19 protein-coding genes and 1 riboswitch are annotated in these 18435 nt (G+C 59.2%); of the genes, 11 read left to right on the top strand and 8 right to left on the bottom strand.

What is annotated here, in order from left to right:
- Nucleotides 1–68: 68 nt before the first annotated feature.
- The 10 genes from RCH93_RS13015 to RCH93_RS12970 all read left to right on the top strand — a co-directional run bounded on the left by RCH93_RS13015 (nucleotide 69) and on the right by RCH93_RS12970 (nucleotide 9853).
- Nucleotides 69–2930, top strand: a complete 2862-nt coding sequence (locus RCH93_RS13015) for a PAS domain S-box protein (protein WP_306548847.1) — start codon at nucleotides 69–71, stop codon at nucleotides 2928–2930.
- Between the two features lie 513 nt (nucleotides 2931–3443).
- The gene (locus RCH93_RS13010) at nucleotides 3444–4043 is read left to right on the top strand and encodes a sigma-54 dependent transcriptional regulator (protein WP_306548846.1); all 600 of its coding nucleotides are present in this window, start codon (nucleotides 3444–3446) and stop codon (nucleotides 4041–4043) included.
- 165 nt (nucleotides 4044–4208) lie between these two features.
- Entirely contained in the window at nucleotides 4209–4754 is a 546-nt protein-coding gene (locus RCH93_RS13005; protein WP_306548874.1) for a universal stress protein, read from the top strand.
- Between the two features lie 149 nt (nucleotides 4755–4903).
- Nucleotides 4904–5104 carry a hypothetical protein gene (locus RCH93_RS13000; protein WP_306548845.1) on the top strand — a complete coding sequence of 67 codons (201 nt, stop codon included), beginning with the start codon at nucleotides 4904–4906 and terminating at the stop codon, nucleotides 5102–5104.
- Between the two features lie 55 nt (nucleotides 5105–5159).
- On the top strand, nucleotides 5160–5492 hold the full coding sequence (locus RCH93_RS12995) for a hypothetical protein (protein ID WP_306548844.1): 333 nt from the start codon (nucleotides 5160–5162) through the stop codon (nucleotides 5490–5492).
- Between the two features lie 7 nt (nucleotides 5493–5499).
- Nucleotides 5500–5685: an Hsp20/alpha crystallin family protein gene (locus RCH93_RS12990; protein ID WP_306548843.1), complete on the top strand. Its 186-nt coding sequence runs from the start codon at nucleotides 5500–5502 to the stop codon at nucleotides 5683–5685.
- Between the two features lie 173 nt (nucleotides 5686–5858).
- Nucleotides 5859–8039, top strand: a complete 2181-nt coding sequence (locus RCH93_RS12985) for a PAS domain-containing sensor histidine kinase (RefSeq protein ID WP_306548842.1) — start codon at nucleotides 5859–5861, stop codon at nucleotides 8037–8039.
- Complete coding sequence (locus tag RCH93_RS12980; RefSeq protein WP_306548841.1) at nucleotides 7978–8430, top strand: response regulator; 453 nt, start codon at nucleotides 7978–7980, stop codon at nucleotides 8428–8430. The genes RCH93_RS12985 and RCH93_RS12980 overlap by 62 nt, the downstream gene beginning before the upstream one ends.
- Entirely contained in the window at nucleotides 8412–8864 is a 453-nt protein-coding gene (locus tag RCH93_RS12975; RefSeq protein ID WP_306548840.1) for a universal stress protein, read from the top strand. The genes RCH93_RS12980 and RCH93_RS12975 overlap by 19 nt, the downstream gene beginning before the upstream one ends.
- On the top strand, nucleotides 8864–9853 hold the full coding sequence (locus tag RCH93_RS12970; RefSeq protein WP_306548839.1) for a hypothetical protein: 990 nt from the start codon (nucleotides 8864–8866) through the stop codon (nucleotides 9851–9853). Before RCH93_RS12975 ends, RCH93_RS12970 begins: the two co-directional genes overlap by 1 nt.
- Before the next feature lie 142 nt (nucleotides 9854–9995).
- On the opposite strand, the gene RCH93_RS12965 is transcribed toward RCH93_RS12970, so the two are convergent.
- From RCH93_RS12965 to RCH93_RS12930, 8 genes are all read right to left on the bottom strand, one after another.
- Complete coding sequence (locus tag RCH93_RS12965; protein WP_306548838.1) at nucleotides 9996–10949, bottom strand: ABC transporter substrate-binding protein; 954 nt, start codon at nucleotides 10947–10949, stop codon at nucleotides 9996–9998.
- Nucleotides 10946–11698 carry an ABC transporter permease gene (locus RCH93_RS12960; RefSeq protein WP_306548837.1) on the bottom strand — a complete coding sequence of 251 codons (753 nt, stop codon included), beginning with the start codon at nucleotides 11696–11698 and terminating at the stop codon, nucleotides 10946–10948. Before RCH93_RS12960 ends, RCH93_RS12965 begins: the two co-directional genes overlap by 4 nt.
- On the bottom strand, nucleotides 11695–12462 hold the full coding sequence (locus tag RCH93_RS12955; protein WP_306548836.1) for an ABC transporter ATP-binding protein: 768 nt from the start codon (nucleotides 12460–12462) through the stop codon (nucleotides 11695–11697). The genes RCH93_RS12960 and RCH93_RS12955 overlap by 4 nt, the downstream gene beginning before the upstream one ends.
- Nucleotides 12463–12471: 9 nt before the next feature.
- A complete protein-coding gene (gene thiD / locus RCH93_RS12950; RefSeq protein WP_306548835.1) occupies nucleotides 12472–13287 on the bottom strand; it encodes a bifunctional hydroxymethylpyrimidine kinase/phosphomethylpyrimidine kinase in 816 nt (271 codons plus the stop codon).
- Between the two features lie 2 nt (nucleotides 13288–13289).
- Nucleotides 13290–13931 (bottom strand): thiamine phosphate synthase, encoded by a 642-nt coding sequence (thiE, locus tag RCH93_RS12945; protein WP_306548834.1) that lies wholly within the window; start codon nucleotides 13929–13931, stop codon nucleotides 13290–13292.
- 1 nt (nucleotide 13932) lies between these two features.
- Nucleotides 13933–14739 (bottom strand): hydroxyethylthiazole kinase, encoded by an 807-nt coding sequence (gene thiM / locus RCH93_RS12940; protein WP_306548833.1) that lies wholly within the window; start codon nucleotides 14737–14739, stop codon nucleotides 13933–13935.
- 69 nt (nucleotides 14740–14808) lie between these two features.
- Nucleotides 14809–14897: riboswitch (TPP riboswitch) on the bottom strand.
- A gap of 98 nt (nucleotides 14898–14995) precedes the next feature.
- Nucleotides 14996–15643, bottom strand: a complete 648-nt coding sequence (locus RCH93_RS12935; RefSeq protein WP_306548832.1) for an HAD family hydrolase — start codon at nucleotides 15641–15643, stop codon at nucleotides 14996–14998.
- Between the two features lie 140 nt (nucleotides 15644–15783).
- Nucleotides 15784–17388: a YdiU family protein gene (locus RCH93_RS12930; RefSeq protein ID WP_306548831.1), complete on the bottom strand. Its 1605-nt coding sequence runs from the start codon at nucleotides 17386–17388 to the stop codon at nucleotides 15784–15786.
- Nucleotides 17389–17490: 102 nt separating this feature from the next.
- On the opposite strand from RCH93_RS12930, the gene RCH93_RS12925 reads away from it, so the two are divergent.
- The gene (locus RCH93_RS12925) at nucleotides 17491–18378 is read left to right on the top strand and encodes a DMT family transporter (protein WP_306548830.1); all 888 of its coding nucleotides are present in this window, start codon (nucleotides 17491–17493) and stop codon (nucleotides 18376–18378) included.
- Nucleotides 18379–18435 lie beyond the last annotated feature (57 nt).

Here is an 18435-nt window from a genome sequence, read left to right as displayed (position 1 = left end):
ATGTAAAATAGAGGCATGATCTTCCCGCATGCCTCGATGCGCCACAGGAAACCCCACAAGGGCACGATATGAACAGTGACGATGCATTCTGCGACAATGACGGTCAGCCGGGCAAACAGGCCAACCTGAAGCAGCGCGTCAACGAACTCCTGGCGCAGGGAAATCTCGCGGCTCTGTCGCTTGCAGAGACACAAGCCTTGCTCCACGAGCTGCAGTCGCATCAGGTGGAACTCGAACTGCAAAACGGGGAGTTGCGCCGGGCTCAATCGGATTTGGCAATCTCGCAAGCGCGATATTGCAACCTGTATGACGTGGCGCCTGTGGGATATTGCACCCTTTCGCAAGAAGGTAGCATCCTGAACGCCAATCTGACCACCGCAACCTTGCTGAACGTCGCTCGGCAAGAGTTGATCGATCAACCGATAACCCGCTTCATCTGCAAAGAAGATCAGGACGTTTTTTATCTGCACTGCAAGCAACTTTTCCAGACGGCGGCCCCGCAGGCCTGCGAACTGCGATTGTTGCCCGCCAACAGCGCCCCCTTCTGGGCGCGGCTTGAATCCTCGCTGGCGCCCAATGACGGCAACGCGCCCGAATGCCGGATGGCGCTGAGCGACATTACCGAGCACAAGCTGGTGGAACAGGCCCTGGAAAAAGAGTCGACGCGCCGGCGGGTTTTATTTGAGCAGTCTCCTGACGGCGTGTTGATTCTTGATCCTGAGACGCAACGATTCCTGGATTTCAACACCGCCGCACACCGGCAACTGGGGTATTCCCGGGAAGAATTCGCACAGCTGGGCGTGGCTGACGTCGAAGCGATGGAGACCCGCGAAGACATAGGGGCGCGTATTGCCCAGGTGATGCGGGACGGGAAGGCTGATTTCGAGACCATGCACCGCGCCCGGAGCGGTGAACTCAGGAATGTCCTGGTTCTGGCGCGGGCTGTAGATTTCCATGGACGCCCAATCTGTCACTGCGTATGGCGGGACATTACGGAACGAAAGTGCGCTGAAAGCGCCTTGCGGGAGAGCGAGGCCCGGCTCAGAGCCATCACCGAAACCGTTAACGAGGCCATCGTTGCCATGGACGAGAGGGGCCTGGTCACTTTTTGGAATCCTGCCGCGGAACGGATGTTCGGCTACACCAGCGATGAAGCGGTCGGCATGAACCTCCATCAGCTGATTGCGCCTCAGCGTTACCAGCAAGCGTTTCAGGCGGCTTTTTCCCGCTACCTGCAAACAGGGCAGGGCAAAGCCGTCGGTGCAACCATCGAGCTCCAGGCCCGCCATAAAACCGGCCGCGAATTGTCTATCGAGCTCTCTCTTGCGGCGCATCCGGATCAACGGGGATGGCATGCGATAGGGGTTGTCCGTGATGTTTCCGAACGAAAGAAGTCCGAGGAAACATTGCGGGAAAGCGAGGAACGCTTTCGCGTGCTTCATGACGCCTCTTTCGGCGGCATTGTGATCCATGATCAAGGCGTGATTTTAGACTGCAACCAAGGTCTTGCCGACATAACCGGTTACTCTCGCCAGGAGTTGATCGGCATGGATGGGCTCAAGCTGATTGCGCCGCATTGGCGTGAAACGGTGCTGGAAAAGATTCGTCAGCAGGTTGAGCAGGCCTACGACATTGAAGGGCTGCGCAAAGACGGCACCGTGTTTCCCCTCAATGTTCGAGGCTCCACCATCCCCTACAAGGGGCGATTGGTCCGAGTCACCGAATTTCGCGACATCACCGAACGCAGACGGGCCGAGGAAGAGCGGAAAAATCTGCAGCGGCAACTGGTCCAGTCGCAAAAAATGGAGGCCATCGGCGCCTTGGCTGGAGGCATTGCCCATGACTTCAACAACATCCTGGGCGCAGTGCTCGGATATACCGAACTCGCCAAAAGGGCGCTTCCACAGCAATCGCTTGCCGGCAAGAGTCTGGATAAAGTTCTGGAGGCCTGCGACAGGGCCGCCTCCCTGGTCAGGCAGATTCTTGCCTTCAGCCGCCAGACCGACAGCGAGCGCGTTCCCCTCAGGCCGGGCCAGATTGTCAAGGAAGCGGTCAAACTCCTTCGTCCCACCTTGCCGTCCACTATCGTCATCAAGCATACAATCGACTCCTCCCGTCTTATTCTGGCCGACCCAACCCATATCCACCAAATTGTCGTCAATCTGTGCACCAACGCCTTCCACGCCATGGAGCACACAGGCGGCAAGCTCGACGTCACCCTGACGGATCGCGAACTCGGTCGGGACGATCTTGGCCAACAGTGGGCCATGGAACCGCGCAAATTCGTCATGCTGGCGGTCGGCGACACAGGTCCGGGCATCCCTGCGGAGATCAAGGCCCGAATCTTTGACCCCTACTTCACCACCAAGGAGATCGGCAAAGGCACCGGCATGGGGCTGGCCATTATCCATGGCATCGTTTCCAGCTATGGCGGTTTTATTGACTGCACCAGCGAGCTGGGCAAAGGAACGCTCTTTGAGGTCTATTTTCCCGCCGTCGAACAGGCGTTGGATGCGCCTTTGCAGCCTGCGGAAATGATTCCCATGGGCAAGGAGAGGATTCTCTATGTTGACGACGAGGTGATGCTGGCCGAGATGAACAAGGAAATCCTTGAACAACTTGGTTATCAAGTGGAAATCCACACCAGCAGTCAAGAGGCGCTCGCCGCCTTTCAGAATACCCCTGATCAGTTTGATGTGGTCGTCACCGATCAGACCATGCCGGGTATGACCGGGATCGATCTCGCTCGGCGGATGTTGCAAATCCGCCCACATATCCCCATTATCCTGTGCACCGGCCACAGCACCCTGATTACCCAGGAACAGGTCAAAGCTTTGGGTGTCCGGGAATTTGCCTTGAAACCGTTGACCCGGAAAGAGCTCGCCACGCTGGTCAGGAAGGCGTTGGACGGCAATCAGCAGCATCCATAATCACCCCGCAACCCAAACAATTCCCCTGGCAATCGCCTTATCCCGCTCCGTTCCTCCGCAATCGTTTCTCGCCTGTCCCTCGTCTCATTCTTTTCAAAATCAAGTGAAGCATGATGCACAGCGCAAAACATCGCCGACGAAGGTGTGTCATCTCGACCGCAGGGAGAAATCTCAGGATCTTTGCGAGATTTCTCCTCGCTGTGCTCGTCGACAGCCCCAAAGAAACTCCTGAATAACGATTGTTTTATCCCTTGACCAACGTTCATTTTTGTCATCTCGACCGAAGGGGGAGATCTCGCCTTTATTTGACAAACAAACACAACGCACTTTTGAAATGGAATACGACTCGAACGCCACCAATGGATAGTTTTTTGTCCATTAAATAGCTGATTTTATCCCATTGTCCTTTTGTATGCCGCGCGTCATAGTATTCGCAGTATCCACCCGACAGATCAGCCAGAGAAGAACCGACATGGGCAACACCAGGGCATGTACGGGGTGCGGACGGAATCCATGGATCATAAATCAATACTGCTTGTCGATGATGAACCGATCATTCTTGAGAGCCTTGCCCGGGAATTAACAAGCGACAACCTCAACCTTGAGGTGAGCTTGGCGACCAACGGCGATGAGGCTGTCGCCAAGATCGAGAGCGGCTCCTGGGATCTGGTCGTCACCGATTTAATGATGCCCGGCCGCGATGGTTTTCAGGTCCTGAAGGAGGCCAAGCGTAAGGATCCGCATATTATGGTGATCATCCTGACCGGATACGCGGACGTTGATTCCGCCGTCGACGCCCTGCGACTGGGCGCTGATGATTTTTTGCAGAAGCCGTGCGATGCCGATGAGTTGCTGTACAGGATGTCCAACTGCTTTGCCAAACAAGACCTGCAGCGAAAAGTGCGCCTGTACGAGAGAATCCTGCCTGTCTGCAGTTACTGTAAGAAAATACGAGTCGACCAGCGGATTGAGCATGGCCAAGAGCATTGGTACAGCCTGGAAGAGTATTTTCTCAGGATGCAAGGCGTCCACGTTTCTCATGGCTGTTGCCCGGATTGTTTTGCGCAACAGATGGTGGACATTCAGGACATTCTTGCCAACAACAAACAATGAAGCGAAGAGCGGGCGGGGAGCAAGGCGCTGGTTGTGATGGATATATACAGTATCCATTTTGTAATTATTTATCCTCTATGTGCAAACCGATTCCAGTGATCTATTGTTTTTTTTAGGAAGAACAGGGAAAAAGGAACCGCAGCGGTCCTCGCCGATTTGGCGTGGATGGCGTGGGGCTCTTACTCAGCATTTTCCAAGGAGGAGCATATGTCAGACATTCAACAGATTATCGTGCCGGTTGATTTTCATCAGCATACCGATGATTTGGCTGATTTTGCCGTCGGTGTTGCGAATAAACTTGGAGCAAAAACAACCTTCCTTCATGTGGTTGAGCAATTCGCGCAGGTTGTTGCTTATTCTGACGTCGATTCCACCTCATTTTTGCAGGCGGATGAGGAATTGTTTGGCCGCGCCCAGAAAAAAATGACCGAATTTATCACAAAAATCAAAGCGTCCTGTCAGTTCTGCGACGGTGTGGTGCTTCGGGGCAACGCGGCGGACAGCATTGTGGAATATGCGAGGGACCAAAAGATCGACATGATCATCATGGGCACGCACGGCGCCCAGGGCATTGAAAAAATTCTGTTAGGCAGCGTTGCTGAACGGGTGCTGAAGAGAGCGGCCTGCCCGGTTCTTATTTTCAACCCATACAAAGGGGACAGCGGTTATTCGCTCAACGCTCCGATCAATGCGGCGGTGCAACCCCTGTAGCGCCATCTAACGCGGTTTGGGCTCCGGGAGAAGTTGCCAGAGGAATCTTTCAGGCGCAGGGCCTGAAAACCAACCTGCCGTTGCAAAGCAGCGGGTCCGCATCAGCGGGTGTTGCCTGAAGAGTCACTGGGAAAGAGGAGGATCTGCTTGTGCATCTTAACGCCATTCGAGACATAGCGAAAAAGAAGCGCCTGGACCCTGGGGCGATGAACAAAAAAGAACTGATTCGATATATCCAGGAGCAGGAAGGACATATCCCCTGTTTTAAGACGGATCAGCCGTTCTGCGATCAGGAGGATTGTTGCTGGCGCAGCGACTGCAAACCAGGCGAGCCGATAGCCATGTCGTAGGCGCCTTGACGGTCGAAATGAGGCCGCTAAGGCCGATAAGCACGGAGCACGAACCATGAATGAAAAAACGAAAAAAATACAGCAAGTGCAGAAAAAGCCGCCGCCAGATCTGCCTTCGCCCGTTGAGGGTTTGGATCTCTTGTCCGAGGCTGGTTTATTCAAGGAAATGGATCGATTCTTTGAGGAGTACCGTCCTGGGCACTGGTGGCATCAACTTTGCTTTGGGGGACGGGAGAGGGCCGGGGACCATTCGATGTCGTCATTTGAGGCCCCCCCCTGTGTGGGCGTTATTGATCGGGACGACAATTCTCTCATTAAGGCAGAGTTGCAGCGAGTGGATAAAAAGGCATCAATATCAGCATTGCCCCAACAATGTCCTCACCATTGAGGCCACTATGAACAGGGAGGAAAAAGCTGAATATTACCGCCAGGAAATTTGCCGCGGCTCCTACCAGCGTTCCATTGCCTTGCCCGCCGCAGTCAAGGAAGACGAGGCCAAGGCCACTTTTCAGAACGGCGTCCTGGAACTGACCATCCCCAAAATGGAAAAGACCAAACGCTCGACGATCAAAATCGAATAAGCGAAATTTTTCGGCACAAATCGAGGGGGAAGCGTTCCGTCCCCCTCGATTTGCTGACGATTTCGCCTGTTCTGGTCTAAGCCCAATCCGCTGCTTTCCCCTGGGGCTCCTGAAGCGAACTGAACGCCCCTTCCGCCCATACGACGAGACGTCGAACAGTACGGAGTGTCTGCATGATCAACCCGGAGAGCCGAGCACACGAGGGCGATCAATTGCGTCCGCTGGCCGAGGAAGCGGTCAACGCAAAAGAAGGCGCCTTGGCGGGCGCGATTGACCCCCAAACAGCTGAAGATTCCTGCGTGATGAGCAGTGAACTGAGTGTGCAACAGATCGAACTGGCCATGCAGAATGAAGAACTTCGCCGGATGCAAAAAGAACTGGCCAGTGAACGCGCCCGATATTTTGATCTCTACGATCTCGCCCCTGTCGGTTATTGCACCCTCTCCGCCAACGGATTGATTCTGGAGGCCAATCTCACCGCGGCAACGCTGCTGGGGGTTGCCCGGGCAACGATGATCAATCAACCGTTCGCCCGATACATTGACGGCAACTACCAGGATTTTTTTTATCTTCAGATGCTCCATCAGAACATTGGCGCCCCGCAGGTCTGTGAACTCCAGATGGCAAAACAGGATGGAACCCTGTTCTGGGCCCATGTAGCCGCCACTGGCGTGCAAACGGCGTCCGGCGCCTTCGAATGCCGGTTGGTGATCAGCGACATGACGGATCGCAAGCGCGTCGAAGACGACCTCCATGAGCGCGAGGCGCAATATCGCCGCATTGTCGACACTGCCCAGGAAGGCATCTGGGTGTTTGACCAGGACTGGCGCACAACCTACGTGAACTCCAAAATGGCGGCGTTGTTGGGCTATGGCCCCGAGGAAATGGCGGGAAAAACCTTTGCCGACTTCATCTCTACAGACGATGCGGATGACTGCGCCCGGCGTCGGCGGGAACGAGAGCAAGGCGGAAACGATGTCTTCGAACGCCGATTGCGCCACAAGGACGGGCACGACATATGGGCGCTTGTCTCCGCCACGGCGCAACTGGGGCTTCAAGGTCAATTCCTTGGTTCTTTTGCCATGCTGACCGACATCACCGCGCGCAAACGAACCGAGGAAGCGCTGAAACAAAGCGAACAGCGGGCCAAAGAAACAAAAAATCTGCTTCAACTGGTGCTCGACACCATCCCGATCCGTCTGTTTTGGAAAGATCTGGCCTTGACCTTCCTGGGTTGCAATACGCTTTTTGCCCAAGACGCCGGATTGAACGTGCCGGAGGAATTGATTGGCTTAAACGATTACGACATGGGGTGGAGAGCCCAAGCGGACCGCTACCGTCAGGACGACCTTGAGGTCATCGTCTCGGGGAAAGCCAAATTGCAGTATGAAGAGCTGCAAACCACGCCCGACGGCAAGCAGATATGGCTCTCGACCTCCAAGGCCCCCTTGCGCGACGGCAACGGCGCCGTCATCGGAATTTTAGGAGCCTACGAAGACGTCACCCAGCGCAAATTGATCGAGGAAGAACTCCTGAGAGCCGAGAAGATTGAATCGTTAGGCCTATTTGCCGGCGGCATAGCCCATGATTTCAACAATATCCTCATGGCGGTGATGGGCAACATCGCGTTCGCCAAAATGTTCCTGGCGCCTACCGACAAGGCCTATGAACGCCTGACCATTGCGGAAACCTCGGCCTTGAACGCCAGAGAGCTCGCCCGGCAATTTCTCACCTTTGCCAAGGGCGGCGCCCCGGTCAAACACTCTGTTTCCGTGGACAATCTGATCACGGCCTATGGGCGCTTAACCCTGCAAGGGACAAGGTCAACCTGCGAATACGCCATGGCCGACGATCTCTGGAAGATTGAAGCAGACGAGGGGCAGATCGGTCAGGCCTTGGCCAACATCATCCTCAACGCCGATCAGGCCACCCACGAGGGAGGCGTCGTCAAAGTCGCCTGCGAAAATGTGGTTGTCTCCGAAGACGACGACTTGGGGCTTGCGCCCGGTCGGTATGTGAAAATATCCATCAAAGACCAGGGCGACGGCATATCGCAAGCACATCGCGGCAAGGTTTTTGATCCCTATTTCACCACCAAGGGCAAGGGCAGCGGACTCGGGCTGACCTCTGCCTACTCGATTGTCAAAAAAACATGGGGGCCGCCTGACCGTGGAGTCGACCGAAGGGGCAGGCTCGACCTTTACGATGTTCCTGCCGGCCTCGCTCGCGCCGGTTGCGGTGTCCGAACCAGAAGAAGCGGGTTTGCATTGCGGGAGCGGCAAGATACTGGTCATGGACGACGACGAAATCCTGCTCGACGTCATCGGGGCCATGCTGGAGGGGATGGGGTATGAGGCCGAGTTTGCCCAAGACGGCAAACAAGCCTTGGAGAAATACGCGCTTGCCCAGCAAGACGGCGCGCCCTTTGACGCGGTGATCATGGATTTGATCATCCCCGCCGGCATGGGCGGCAGGGAAGCGATGGAACAGCTGCGGGCCATTGATCCGCAAGCGCGGGTGATCGTCAGCAGCGGCTACAGCAACAATTCGGTCATGGCGGATTACGAGAGCTACGGCTTCAGCGACGTCATCGCCAAACCCTATCGGTTTTCCGACTTGAGCAAAAAACTGCGACAGGTTTTGCGCAACCGACTCCCAACCCGGAGCAGCCAGCCGGAGGACGGCAACAAGCAGGCGCCGCCAATCTGCGGCAAGGAAACCAACCTATGGACTGGAAACGAATAATTGTCGCCATCGATGATTCCCCCCGGTCGATCAACGCGGTTGAGTATGTGGGCAGTCTCGTTGGCGGGCGGGATGATGTTTTTCTCTGCCTGCTGCACATTTATCCGGAACCGCCGCCGGATTATTATCGGTCCGGGGCGTCCCTGGACGAGTACAAAAAGAAGCAGGACGAGCAGGCCAGCACGCTTTTTGACCGGGCGGCAACCATCCTCGCGCGGCATGGGGTTCCACCGGTCAGCCTGACCTCCAGGTGTTTGATGGCGGATCGCAAATCGATCAGCGCCGCGATTCTCGACATGCAGGAGCAGGAAGGCTACGGCACCATCGTGGTCGGCAAACGGGGCATCCCCAAGGCAGAGGAGTTTCTCTTCGGTTCCATCTCCAGCGCCCTGATCCATACCGGCAAGGATATCGCCGTCTGGGTGATTGGATAATGGCCGGGTACAACGCAATCAGTTCGCTGCCCGAGCCTATCGCCCGTTGTCTGAAAGAGCACCGGGTCACCCGGAGTCTGCGGCGGGCCTCGCGGGTCTTTGTCGACACAACCGATTTCACCTCGATTGACTACGGCGACATTCTCCAGGTGGAAGACCGGTATTTTTTGATTACCTCCTACACCAAGGAGGGGCGGTTTGGGGTCGACGAGCAGGTCAAGCAGTGGGTTCCCAAGGTGGAAGAGCTGGCCACCGGGACGTCATATATCGTGAAATTGGTCTTTCACGAGACCTTTGACATCCGTCTGGGGGAATTCGTCATTCCCTGCTACCGCAGCCCTGAAAAGGAGGCGCGCATCCTGGAATTGGTGCAGGGGCGGCCGCATTTCATGCAGGGGGAACTCCTGCTCGACGCGGTCGGCAATCTGGTGCGGGTTATTGTTCCGGTCAACGGCAATCGCCTGGACAAGGTCATTCAAAGCAGCGAGCTGCCGCACCGGGACTATTTTTACAAAGAACTGCCGAGCGTACTGGCCCGCTTTCTCGAAGCCCTGCAGGCCATCAGCTTTCTCCACGACAATGGCTTCCGCCATGGCGACATCAGACGCGATCATGTTTTTGTGGATCGCCACACCGGCGTGTTTTACTGGATCGATTTTGATTATGAGTTTTATCTACCTGAAAAGCCGTTTGCCCTTGATCTGCTTGAGCTCGGCAACATCCTGATCTATCTCGTTGGCAAGGGAGATTATAACCCAAGGGAGATTCTTGCTGATCCGCGCCTGGGGGATGCGGTGCTGCAATCGATTGTCCCCTCGGATTTTGCGCTGCTCTCACAGAACAAAATCGTCAATTTGCGTAAAATTTTCCCCTATATCCCTGAGAAATTAAACAACATCCTGCTGCATTTCTCCGTCGGGGCCGAGGTCTTTTACGAGACGGCGGACGAGTTGCGCGCCGATCTCAGCGACGCCCTCCAAGCGTGGTGATCGACTCCATGGGAAAAACGGCCTCTTGTTGAGACCAGCGGCGTTGCCGCTCTCCTCAAGGTCGACAGCGTATCCGAACCTTTGAGATTTCGGATACGCTGTTTTCGGCGGCGTTTTAAGGCAATTACGTCAATTACGTCAATTACGGCAATTCAACGGCCCAGGCGTCCAGCGGCGGCACCTTGGTCACGATATTTTCCTTCTGGAGAAAGGCGGCAAAGCGGTTGTAGCGGTTTTTGTCCAGGGCGCCGGGCCGCAGGGCAAAGCGGGGCAGGGTGTCTTTCCAGGCGCGGCGGTTGAGCTCGTCGTCGAGGTTCTCCCGTCCGTGGCTGACAAACAATTTCCAGCTCTCGTCCGGATGGTTGATCACGTACTGCACCCCTTGCTCCAGGGCGTTGACGAATTTACGCATCTTGGGGTCGCCCACTGCCTTGGCGTTTGCCACCAAAATCAGCTCGTCGTAGGACGGCACGCCGTATTCCTCCACCAGAAAGGCCCGGCCGGGTCGTTTTTCAATCGCCATCTGGTTCAACTCAAAATTGCGAAAAGCGCCGATCACCGCATCGGTCTGACCAGTAAAGAGCGACGGCGACAGGGAAAAGTTGACGTTGACCAGTTTGACGTCGTCCAGTTTCAGCCCTTCTTTTTCCAGCATCACCTTTAACAGCGCGGTTTCAAAGCCGCCCACCGAATAGCCGATGGTCTTGCCCTTGAGGTCGGCGATGGTCTTAATCGGGCCGTCCTCCAGCACCACCAGCGAGTTGAGCGGAGTGGCGATCAGGGTGGCGATGCGCACCAGCGGCAAGCCCTGGTCTACCTGCATCTGATGCTGGTGCTGGTAGGAGACGGCAATGTCCGCCTTGCCGGCCGCCACCAGTTTAGGCGGATCGTTGGGATTGGAGGGGGCGATCAGTTCGACCTCAAGCCCCTGTTCCTTGAAAAAGCCTTTTTCCAGCGCCACATAGAGCGGCGCATGGTCCGGGTTGATGAACCAGTCGAGCAGCACGGTGATTTTTTCCGCAGCCCTGGCTGGCGCAAGCGGCGAGAGCAGGGCGACAAAGAGCAGGGACAGCAAGCAGATGGAGATTTTTTTCATAGTGATGTTCCTTGGTTGGGTTGCCAGTAAATGAGTCTGTCGAGCAGACGGTCGATCACAAAATAGAGCAGCAGCGAGACGGCGGCCAGCAGGGTCAGGGCCGCGAACATCAGGTCGATCTGCATCCGGGCGTTGGCGTGGAGCATGTAGAAACCCAAACCCGCACTGGAGCCGACCCACTCGCCGACCACCGCGCCGATCGGCGCCACTGCCGTGGCCACCCGGACGCCGGCGGCAAAAGCGGGCAGGGCGGAGGGGATAACGATGGTCCGGAGCACGGCCAGGGGACGCGCGCCCATGATCCGGGCCAGTTCCAGCAGGTCTGGATCGGTGCGCTGCATGCCGGAGTAGAAGGACGAGGTCACCGGGAAAAAGATGATCAGCACCGCCATGGCGACCTTGGAGGCCATGCCGTAGCCAAACCAGAGCACCAGCACCGGGGCCAGGGCAAAGACCGGAATGGCCTGACTGATCACCAGCACCGGCAGCATCCACCGCTTGAGCAGGGGCGAGACGATCATCGCCAGGGCGCTGGACGTGCCCAGCAGCGTGCCCAGCAGCAGGCCGAGCAGGATTTCGGTCAGGGTGGTTGCGAGATGGCCGCCGAGTAGGGGCAGGTGGGAGAGCAGGGCCCTGACCACCGGCAGCGGCCCGGGCAGGATGTAGGGCGGGGCCTTGGTCGCGAAGACGACCAGCTGCCAGAGGGCCAGCAAGCCGGCCAGCAGGACGAAAAGACGCAGCGCCTTCATGCGGTTTCGCCGTTCATCAACAGGGCCAGCAAGCCGGCGTATTGGCCGGTGATTGTCGGATCGTCGGGAGCGCGCGGCGGTGTGCCCTCAAGATCGAGCATGGCGGCCACCTGCACCGGCGAACCGGCCAGAACGATGATTCGGTGGCCCAAGCGCAGGGCCTCAAGCGGATCGTGGGTGACCAGGACCACGGTGGCCCCTTGGGTCAGTCGGGCGGCCAGATTCTGCAACCGGACCCGGGTCAGGGCGTCAAGGGCGGAGAAGGGCTCGTCCATCAGCAGGACCGGCCGCTGTTCCATCAGGGTGCGGAGCAGGGCGCCGCGCTGGCGCATGCCGCCGGATAGGGCCGAGGGCAGGGCCTGTTCATAGCCGGTCAGGCCGGCTTCGCGGATGAGTTGCAGGGCTTTATGCCGCAGGGCGTCGCTCAGTTCGCGTCGCAACCGGGCGCCGAGCAGGACGTTGTCCAGCAGCGGCAGCCAGGGCAGGAGCAGATCGTTCTGCCCCATCCAGGCCACAACGCGGTCGCCTTGGAGCTGCGGATCGAACCCAATATTGCCGCAAAATTGAGGAGAATGTTGAGAATCCTTGGCGGAGGCGATCAACTTCAGCAGGGTTGATTTGCCGCAGCCGCTGGGGCCCAGGATGCAGGTGGTCTGCCCGCCCGCCAGCCGCAGCGACAGTTCCTGGAACAGCGGCTTGCCGTCAAAATCCAGGCTGACCCGGTCAAAGACAATGGCCGGGGCCAAGCTCTGGGATTGACTCATGCGCGCGGCTTAGAACCAGCGGAAAAAATGATGCACCGGCCCGTGGCCATGGCCAATAAGGTAGTCGGCCCCGGCCTGGATGGCGCCGGTGATGTAGTCCTTGGCCTGGCGCACCGCGTTTTCAACCGAAGCGCCCCGAGCAATGAACGAGGCAATGGCCGAGGAGAGGGTGCAGCCGGTGCCGTGGTTGTTGTTGGTGGCGACGCGTTTGCCCGGCAGGACGACAATCCGTTGCTCTGCGCCGAGATAGAGACAATCGTCGCTGTCGCCCCCTTCCAGATGGCCGCCCTTGATCAGCACGTTGGCGCAGCCCATGGCGGCGAGCTCGACGGCCGCGCGCTCAATGTCGCCGGTGGTGAAGGTCTCGCGGCCCAGCAAAACCGAGGCTTCGGGCAGGTTGGGGGTGATCAGCTCGGCCATGGGGATGAGATATTCTTTCAGGGCGTCGACCGCCTCGTCCTGGAGCAGTTTGTCGCCGCTCTGGGCCACCATCACCGGATCAAGAACAATGGCGCGAACATCGAATTGCCGCAGCTTTTCCGCCACGGTCCGGATCAGTTCCGGCGAGAAGAGCATGCCGATCTTGACCGCGTCCACGCCGATGTCCGAGAGCACCGCTTCCATTTGGGCGGCGACAAAGTCAACCGGCACGGCATGGATGCCGGTGACGCCGAGGGTGTTCTGGGCGGTCAGGGCAGTGATCACGCTCATGCCGTAGCAGCCGTTGGCGGCAATGGTTTTCAGATCGGCCTGAATGCCTGCCCCGCCGCCGCTGTCCGAGCCGGCAATGGTCAGGACCCGGCGGTACACCTTGTGTTGTTCCATGGTTATCCTTGTTGTTTGGCTGTCAATATCTGGTGTTTGAGATCCGTGGCCGCGCTTTTGGGGCAGGCGGCGGAGACAATGGCCGAAACCACCGCCACCCCGTCGGCTCCGGCGCGGATGATGTCTGCCGCGTTGCCGGCATGAATGCCGCCAATGCCCACCAGGGGCAGGCCCACGGCGGCCCGAATGCTGCGCACGCCGTCAACGCCCAGGGGCGGGGCCGCGTCGGTTTTGGTCGGGGTGGCAAAGACCGGGCTGACGCCGAGGTAGTCTGCGCCTTCGGCTTCGGCGCGGACGGCGTCCTCCACTGATTCGGCGGACACGCCGATGATCATCGCCTTGCCGGCAAGACGCCGGGCGTCGGCAAGGGGCATGTCGCTCTGGCCCAGATGGACGCCGTCTGCGCCAACGGCCAGTGCCAGGTCGATCCGGTCGTTGATGATCAGGGGAATGCGCGTCTCCAGGCTGTCCAGCAGCGCCTTGATCGCCCGTGCCTCCGCGATGAATTCGCGGGCGGAACAGTGCTTTTCACGCAACTGCACGCAGGTGACGCCGCCGCGAACCGCAGCCCGGACCACGTTAACCGTGGATCGTCCCTGGGAGAGGCCCCGGTCGGTCACCAGGTAGAGGGAAAGGTCAATCATTTCAGCTCTGACGAATCCGGCTGCGCGCTTCCGCCTCGTCGGGGCTGAGGCTGTAGAGGGCGTCAAGCAGATGGATCATGAACGATCCCGGCCCGCTGGACTTGGCGCCGGCCGTCTCGCCGGCGACGCCGAGAAAGGCCAGGGCGGTGGCGGCGGCGGAAACCGGATCTTTGTCCACCGCATGGAAGGCGCCGACAAGGGCGGTGGCCGCGCAGCCGGTTCCGGTGACGTAGGGCATGAGCGCGTGGCCGCCTTCGATGGTCAGGGTGCGCCGGCCGTCGGTGACCAGATCGACTTCTCCGGTGATGGCCAGGGTTGTGCCCAGTTCGCGGGCCAGGGCGCCGGCGGCCAGGGCTGCGTCGGCAAGCGAATCGGCGGCGTCAACGCCCTTGGCGGCGGAATGCTGACCCGCGAGCGACAAAATTTCCGAGGCGTTGCCGCGAATCACGCTCACCCAGGTCTGGGCCAGGATTGCCTTGGCGGCGTTGGTGCGCAGGTTGGTGGCCCCTGCGCCCACCGGGTCGAGGATGATTGGTTTGCCCAGTTCCGAAGCCTTGCGGCCGGCCTTGATCATGGAGCTCACCCAGGCGTCGGAGAGGGTGCCGATGTTCAACACCAAGGCCCCGGCGTGTTCCACCATCTCCTCCACCTCGTTGTCGGCATGGGCCATGACTGGCGAGGCCCCGCAGGCCAGGAGCGCGTTGGCGGTGAAGTTCATCACCACAAAATTGGTGATGTTGTGGATCAAGGGCTTGGTTTTCCTGATTTTGCTCAGGTTCTCAGCGGTTTTCCCGGCAAGTGCGGACATGGACGGCCTCGGTCGGTAAAGGAATGGCGATCAATCGCAAACACAGGAGAGGGAAAAGCGGGGAGAGAGAAGGGGAGATTTGCAATTCCCTCCGCCGGAATTGTCCGGATCAGGTTCAATGGGTCTCTCTCAGGCTCGCGCCACCCCTGCAAAAAGCTGAATCAAAGCCTGTCTATAGAAAAAGAAGCCCCTGGTGTCAAGGCGAACCTCACGGCCGGAGCAGGCCTGGGGAGGAAAGGCGGAATGCGGCCGGGGCCTACGGCAGCGCGGTGGTGACTGTTGATGCGGTCGGCGTGTCTTCGGGGAAGATCGACGGGCGCCCTTCAGGGACTATGCCCAGGAAGCGCAGGCCGGTGTTGCGGGCGGCGCGGTAATCGGCCAGGGCGTCGCCAATGAACAGGCAGCGCTCGGGAAGATAGCCGTAGCGGCCAAGGACGTTCTCGATGATCTCGGTCTTGGCCCGGGGCGAACCATGGACCTCGACGAAAAAGGGCTGCAAGCCCTTGCGTTCAACAATCAGCCGCATCTCGTCCTCCGGCGTGCCGGAGACGACAAAGGCGGGAACGCCGGCCTGCTGCAAGTGCTGCAAGGTCGCCAGGGTGCCGGCGACGTAGGGCGCGGCCACCACTTCGTCGAGCACCAGGTTGGAGAAGGCCTGCCCCATGCGCTGCAGTCCGGCCTCGGCAAGAGGCTGGCCGACCAAGGTCTCGAAACAGTGGCGAATTTTCTGATGCCTTGGCATGCCGCCGTTGTTCAGGTGATAGCGGACCACCGCCGCCTGCACGGTCGGGCCATAAGGCGCAAAGAGCACGGCAAAGGCCCGGGTCTTGACCTCGGTGGAATCGGCGACAACGCCATCAAAATCGAAAAAAACTGCCTGCCAGGAAGGGGCTACTGTGCGCATCGCAAGCTCCAGAAAAGAGATTTGGTTGTGAGCCTGTGGTTTTTGCAGCGACGTGGGGGCGACAGCCAAGGTTCTGGTTCTGCGCAGCTGCATCCACCATCAACAGGCTGCAAACCCACCGGCTCTCAGCCGTACAACCATCACGAACTGCAGGAGAGCATCGAGCATCCGGCCCGGTGGCGGGCCCACTCGGGCCGCTTTTCGGCAAATTGCTCCTTGTCGGACTGTTCGTCGTAGGGGTGACGTAGGACTTCGAGCAGTTCCTCCACCAGGGAATACTCGCCTTCCATCACCTTGTCGATGGCCAACTGCGCCAAATAGTTGCGTAGCACGTATTTCGGGTTGACCGCGTTCATCCGCGCCCTGCGGACGGCTTCCGGCTGGTTGTCCCTGTTGAGGCGGGCGGCGTAGCGGGCAAGCCAGTCGATCCATCGTTCGCGCCAGGCGGCTGTTAACTGTTCTGGCCGGTAAAAGACGTCAACCAGCGGAGCCATTCGATCTTCGGCGGATGCCTGCAGCGGCGTCAGGGCCAGGCGCCGAAAAAAGAGGGTCATGTCGGTCTCGATTTCGGGCAGCAACCGGAGCAGATCGTCGACTAGGGGACGATCGGTTGCCGGTTCAAAGGCAATCAGCCCCAGCTTGCCGGCCATCATCGTCTGCCAGCCCTGCTCGAAATAGAGCGAGTAGTCGCGCAGCGCCTGTTCCAGCGGGGCGGTGTCGCCAATCAGCGGGTAGAGGGCGTTGGCCAGTTGGGCCAGATTCCAGTGGGCGATCTGGGCCTGACGGCCGTAGCAGTAGCGTCGGCCCTGGGCGTCGGTGGTGTTGGGGGTCCAGGTGGGATCGTAATCCTCAAGCCAGCCGTAGGGGCCGTAATCGATGGTTAGGCCGTGGATCGACATGTTGTCGGTATTCATCACCCCGTGGACAAAACCCACCCGCATCCAGTGGACCATCAGCTCGGCGGTGGAGCGGCAGATTTCGGCAAACCAACGAACATACACGGCGGGCGAGGGCTCGCCCAGATGGGGGAAACCGGTGCGGATGGTGAAGTCGGCCAACTGTTGGAGCAGGGCAATTTCACCTCGGGCGGCGAGAATTTCAAAATTGCCGAAGCGGACAAAGGTCGGCGCCAGACGGCAGACCACCGCCCCAGGTTCCTCCTCGGGGTGGCCGTCGTAGAACATGTCGCGCTCCACGGGGTCGCCGGTGAGGATCAGACTCAGCGCCCGGGTGGTGGGCACACCCAGGTGGAACATGGCCTCACTGCAGAGAAATTCGCGCAAGGAGGAGCGCAGCACCGCCCGGCCGTCGGCGTTTCGCGAGTAGGGCGTTGGGCCGGCGCCCTTGAGTTGCAGGGTCCAGCGTTCGCCCTGTTGGTTGACGATCTCGCCCAGGTTAATGGCCCGACCGTCGCCCAACTGACCAGCCCAGTTGCCGAACTGATGGCCGCCGTAGCAGGCGGCGTAGGGGTCCATGGCCGGGAGCAGTTGATTGCCGGAAAAAACCTGGGTGAACGCTTCGCTGCGGCAGTCAGCCTCGGTCAAATCAAGCAGCCCGGCCGCTTCTCTCGAAAAGGCGACCAGCCGGGGAGCGCTGACCGGCTGTGGCCGCACCCGCGAAAAGCAGGCCTTGACCACCTGGCGGCGGCTGTTGGTTTCGATGGGGTCCGCCGGCAGTTCCCTGGTGAAGCGGTTGTCAAAGGTCAGGGAAGGGAAGGGGGGCGAGGTCTGCGGGGGGCGGCTCATGGCGTGTCTCCTTGATGGTTGCGTGGTCCGCCGGCGCCGGGCGGGCTGCCGCATTCTGTGAAAGGCTTGCGGGGAGGGCTGTTTCGGAGTATCTGGCTTCCCATGAAAACACTCAAACCTTACCTTGCCGGCCTGGCCGTGGTCTTCATCTGGTCCGGCTGGATCACCCTTTCCCGGTACGGGGTTCACACCCAACTGCACCCCTCCGACATCACCCTGCTGCGCTACTGGACCGCCTTTATCGCGGTGCTGCCGTTGACTGTCCGCTACCCCTGGCAACGGGACCGCATTGTCCAGTATCTGGTGATTGGCCTGGGGGTCGGCTTTCCCTACACCATGCTCTCTTTTTACGGGCTCAAGGTGTTGCGGGCCGCCCACGCCGGGGTGCTGGTCAACGGCATGCTGCCGGTGATGGGGGCCGTGGCCGCCTGGCTGCTGTTCCGGCAGCGGATCGCCCTGCATCGCTATGCGGCCATTGGCGTTATCTTTCTGGCCAACATGGTCATGACCGGCGGCTCGGTGTTCGCACTCGACCGGGCGGCCGGAATTGCCCTGCTGCTGATCGCCGCGTTCTGCTACACCTGCCACATGACCGGCATCCGCTTGTGGCAGATGAACTGGCGGGACGTGGTGGTGGTTGTGCCAACCGTCAACGTGATCCTGTTTACCCCATTGTGGTACTGTTTGCCGTCCGGAATGGCCCAAGCTTCCTACCACGATATGGCGGTTCAGGCCATTTATCAAGGCGTGATCGTCAACGTCCTGGCCCTGATCTGCGTGGCCTACGCCATCCGTCACCTGGGCACGATCACCGTGGCTCTGTTCATGTCCTTTGTGCCGGTGACCACGGCGCTGCTGGCCTGGCTGGTGCTGGGCGAGGCCCTCAAACCCTGGGAGATTGCCGGCATCGTTGGCTGTTCGTTGGGATTGTTGTGGTATTCGCGGGAACCGAGATCGCAGGCGTTGAACGCGGTCAAGGAAAAGGGGTAGGACAATCGGGGGCAGCCGCAAGGGCGGTGGTTGCGGGGGGATTGGTTGAGCGCTGAG

The sequence above is a fragment of the Desulfobulbus sp. genome (assembly GCF_030824455.1).
Taxonomy (GTDB): domain Bacteria; phylum Desulfobacterota; class Desulfobulbia; order Desulfobulbales; family Desulfobulbaceae; genus Desulfobulbus.
Note: the sequence above shows the minus strand (reverse complement) of the source record. Positions and strands in the feature narration are given on the sequence as shown.

Coding starts and splice junctions, on each gene's coding strand:
- RCH93_RS13015 (WP_306548847.1), top strand. CDS start 69: ATGAACAGTGACGATGCATTCTGCGACAATGACGGTCAGCCGGGCAAA.
- RCH93_RS13010 (WP_306548846.1), top strand. CDS start 3,444: ATGGATCATAAATCAATACTGCTTGTCGATGATGAACCGATCATTCTT.
- RCH93_RS13005 (WP_306548874.1), top strand. CDS start 4,209: ATGGCGTGGGGCTCTTACTCAGCATTTTCCAAGGAGGAGCATATGTCA.
- RCH93_RS12995 (WP_306548844.1), top strand. CDS start 5,160: ATGAATGAAAAAACGAAAAAAATACAGCAAGTGCAGAAAAAGCCGCCG.
- RCH93_RS12990 (WP_306548843.1), top strand. CDS start 5,500: ATGAACAGGGAGGAAAAAGCTGAATATTACCGCCAGGAAATTTGCCGC.
- RCH93_RS12985 (WP_306548842.1), top strand. CDS start 5,859: ATGATCAACCCGGAGAGCCGAGCACACGAGGGCGATCAATTGCGTCCG.
- RCH93_RS12980 (WP_306548841.1), top strand. CDS start 7,978: ATGGACGACGACGAAATCCTGCTCGACGTCATCGGGGCCATGCTGGAG.
- RCH93_RS12975 (WP_306548840.1), top strand. CDS start 8,412: ATGGACTGGAAACGAATAATTGTCGCCATCGATGATTCCCCCCGGTCG.
- RCH93_RS12970 (WP_306548839.1), top strand. CDS start 8,864: ATGGCCGGGTACAACGCAATCAGTTCGCTGCCCGAGCCTATCGCCCGT.
- RCH93_RS12965 (WP_306548838.1), bottom strand. CDS start 10,949: ATGAAAAAAATCTCCATCTGCTTGCTGTCCCTGCTCTTTGTCGCCCTG.
- RCH93_RS12960 (WP_306548837.1), bottom strand. CDS start 11,698: ATGAAGGCGCTGCGTCTTTTCGTCCTGCTGGCCGGCTTGCTGGCCCTC.
- RCH93_RS12955 (WP_306548836.1), bottom strand. CDS start 12,462: ATGAGTCAATCCCAGAGCTTGGCCCCGGCCATTGTCTTTGACCGGGTC.
- thiD (WP_306548835.1), bottom strand. CDS start 13,287: ATGGAACAACACAAGGTGTACCGCCGGGTCCTGACCATTGCCGGCTCG.
- thiE (WP_306548834.1), bottom strand. CDS start 13,931: ATGATTGACCTTTCCCTCTACCTGGTGACCGACCGGGGCCTCTCCCAG.
- thiM (WP_306548833.1), bottom strand. CDS start 14,739: ATGTCCGCACTTGCCGGGAAAACCGCTGAGAACCTGAGCAAAATCAGG.
- RCH93_RS12935 (WP_306548832.1), bottom strand. CDS start 15,643: ATGCGCACAGTAGCCCCTTCCTGGCAGGCAGTTTTTTTCGATTTTGAT.
- RCH93_RS12930 (WP_306548831.1), bottom strand. CDS start 17,388: ATGAGCCGCCCCCCGCAGACCTCGCCCCCCTTCCCTTCCCTGACCTTT.
- RCH93_RS12925 (WP_306548830.1), top strand. CDS start 17,491: ATGAAAACACTCAAACCTTACCTTGCCGGCCTGGCCGTGGTCTTCATC.